2 protein-coding genes are annotated in these 2,035 nt (G+C 74.7%); one reads left to right on the top strand and one right to left on the bottom strand.

Annotated features, from left to right (window positions below):
• Window positions 1–93: 93 nt before the first annotated feature.
• Window positions 94–1,422, bottom strand: a complete 1,329-nt coding sequence (locus ACFWXO_RS45380) for a hypothetical protein (RefSeq protein WP_380533126.1) — start codon at window positions 1,420–1,422, stop codon at window positions 94–96.
• A gap of 372 nt (window positions 1,423–1,794) precedes the next feature.
• Between ACFWXO_RS45380 and ACFWXO_RS45375 the strand changes: the two genes are divergently transcribed.
• Complete coding sequence (locus ACFWXO_RS45375; protein ID WP_207813471.1) at window positions 1,795–1,980, top strand: PspC domain-containing protein; 186 nt, start codon at window positions 1,795–1,797, stop codon at window positions 1,978–1,980.
• The last annotated feature ends 55 nt before the right edge of the window (window positions 1,981–2,035 follow it).

Below are 2,035 nucleotides of genomic sequence, written 5' to 3'. Positions count from 1 at the left end.
ACACCGCACCCGCCCTCCCCCCACACACCCCCCCCCACCCCACCCCCCACCCCGTTCGCCGGTTCCCCTCCCGTGGCCTCGTGCTGTCCGGGGTCAGTTCCCGGCGCCCTGGGCGCGCTGGCGGCGGCGGGCGACGACCAGGGTTCCGATGCCGAGGGCGATCGCGGTCGCGCCGGTGATCGCCATCGGGGCGGAGGAGGACCCGCCGCCGGTGGAGGCCAGCCGGGTGGCCTCCACGGCCGCCGGGGCCGGGGCGGCGGCGGCCGCCACCTGCACGGGCTCGGCCGCGGGGCTCGGGGCGCCGGTGGTGACCTGCGCGGCCGGGACGGCGGCGGCAACGGTGGCCGGGGCGGCCGGAGCGGAGGTGACCGGGGTGGTGGGAGCCGGGGTGCCGGTGGCGGCCTCGATGGTGAAGTCCGCCCTCGGGCTGAACGACTCGGCGCCGCTCTCACCCGCGCCGGGCAGGCTGCCCACCCTGGCGAGCAGGGACTCGGCGACGACCGGCGCGTCCTTGGTGAAGGCCAGCCGGAGGTTGAACGTCCTCGTCCCGCCCTTCGGCAGGACGACGACGTCGGCGTCCTTGCTCCCCGCCCGCAGGCCCATGCAGAGCCAGGCCGGGTGGTCCGAGTCACCGCCGGGGGTGCCCTCCAGCCAGTCCCCGTTCGGCGCCTGGAACTCGAACCTGACCGTCCCGGAGGGGAGCAGGTCCTTCCCCTGGAACACGATCGCGGGCACCAGCCGGAGGTCCTTGCCACTGGTGTTGCCGAGGACGAGCTTGAACGGCTTCGACTCCGTGCCCGCCGTGAAGACGGCGGGCACCCCGTCGAGCCGGACGTCCGCCGTGGCAGCGGGCGTGGTCGCCGGCGTGGTCGGCGTGACCGCCGGGGCGACCACCAGGTTCGGGGAGGTGCTGAGCGCGGTCGAGATGCGCTGCTCGGGGGGCAGGGTGGGGTCCGACACGATGGCGTTGAAGCCCGGGCCCACCCGACCCGCCGGGGCATCGGCGGAGACGGTGAGCCGCAGCCGGTAGACGGCCTCGGCACCGGCCGCCACGTGCCGGCCGCCGTTGCGGTCGACGTCCCAGACAGCGGCACCGCGTTCCTCGGCGGCCTGCCACCCGGTCGTGCCGGGGGCCTGGTACTCCAGCTTGAACTGGCCCGGCTTGATGCCGAGGCCGGGGTCCGCGAGGGTGAGGACCGACCCCAGCACGTCCATCTGGTGGTCGACGGTGTTCTTGAGGGTCACGGAGAACTCGATCGGCGCGCCGCCCGCCTTGACCGAGTCGGGCAGTCCGCCGAAAGCGGCGGTGACCGGCGAGGTGGCCTGGGTGCCCTGGGGCGCGGCAGTGGCCGTCGGGGTCGCCAGTGCCGCCGGGGCCGAGGTCAGGGCGGCGCCGGAGGCCAGCGCGGCAGCGGCGGCCACGGCGAGGATTCTGCGGGACTGATTGCGCAAGGGGACCTCACGGGAGAATTCGGGCGCAGCCCGAGAGAAGTGCGAAATCGCAGGCGTGAGGGGCCTCTTGAGGCCGTGACGGCGCCGCCGGATTTCCCCCCACCATCAGCGACCGCGGAATCATATCCCTCCGCCCCGACACCTTCGCGAACGGGTTTTTCCGTACCCGCACCTCCGGGTCATCCCTGAGGCGGACCCCGATCCGGGTCTCCGTCTTCCCGGTGACCTACCGGGGTCGAGGATCGCCTGGTGGGTGGAGGTTTCCGGGCCGGCGGCGGCGGAGTATGGAGGTACGCCCGCCGGACCACCCGGCACCGGCAGCCAGCCAGCCAAGGAGTTCCCATGAGCGCCCGCCTCGCCCGCCCCCGCCACAACCGCGTCATCGCCGGCGTCTGCGCCGGGATCGCCGAGCGCTTCGGCCTCACCCCGTGGACCGTCCGACTGATCTTCCTGCTGTCGTGCCTGCTGCCCGGCCCGCAGTTCCTGATCTACCTCGCGCTGTGGGTGCTGCTCCCCCAGGAGCCGTGAGGCCGTACCGGCGGGCACGACGACGGGCCGCCCGCCCCCGGAGGAGTTCCGGGGG

The sequence above is a fragment of the Kitasatospora sp. NPDC059088 genome, assembly GCF_042738155.1.
Taxonomy (GTDB): Bacteria; Actinomycetota; Actinomycetes; order Streptomycetales; family Streptomycetaceae; genus Kitasatospora.
This window is presented reverse-complemented; position numbering and strand designations above follow the sequence as displayed.

Bases quoted from the DNA above. Each gene is read 5' to 3' on its own strand.
- ACFWXO_RS45375 (WP_207813471.1), top strand. From the start codon at position 1,795: ATGAGCGCCCGCCTCGCCCGCCCCCGCCACAACCGCGTCATCGCCGGC.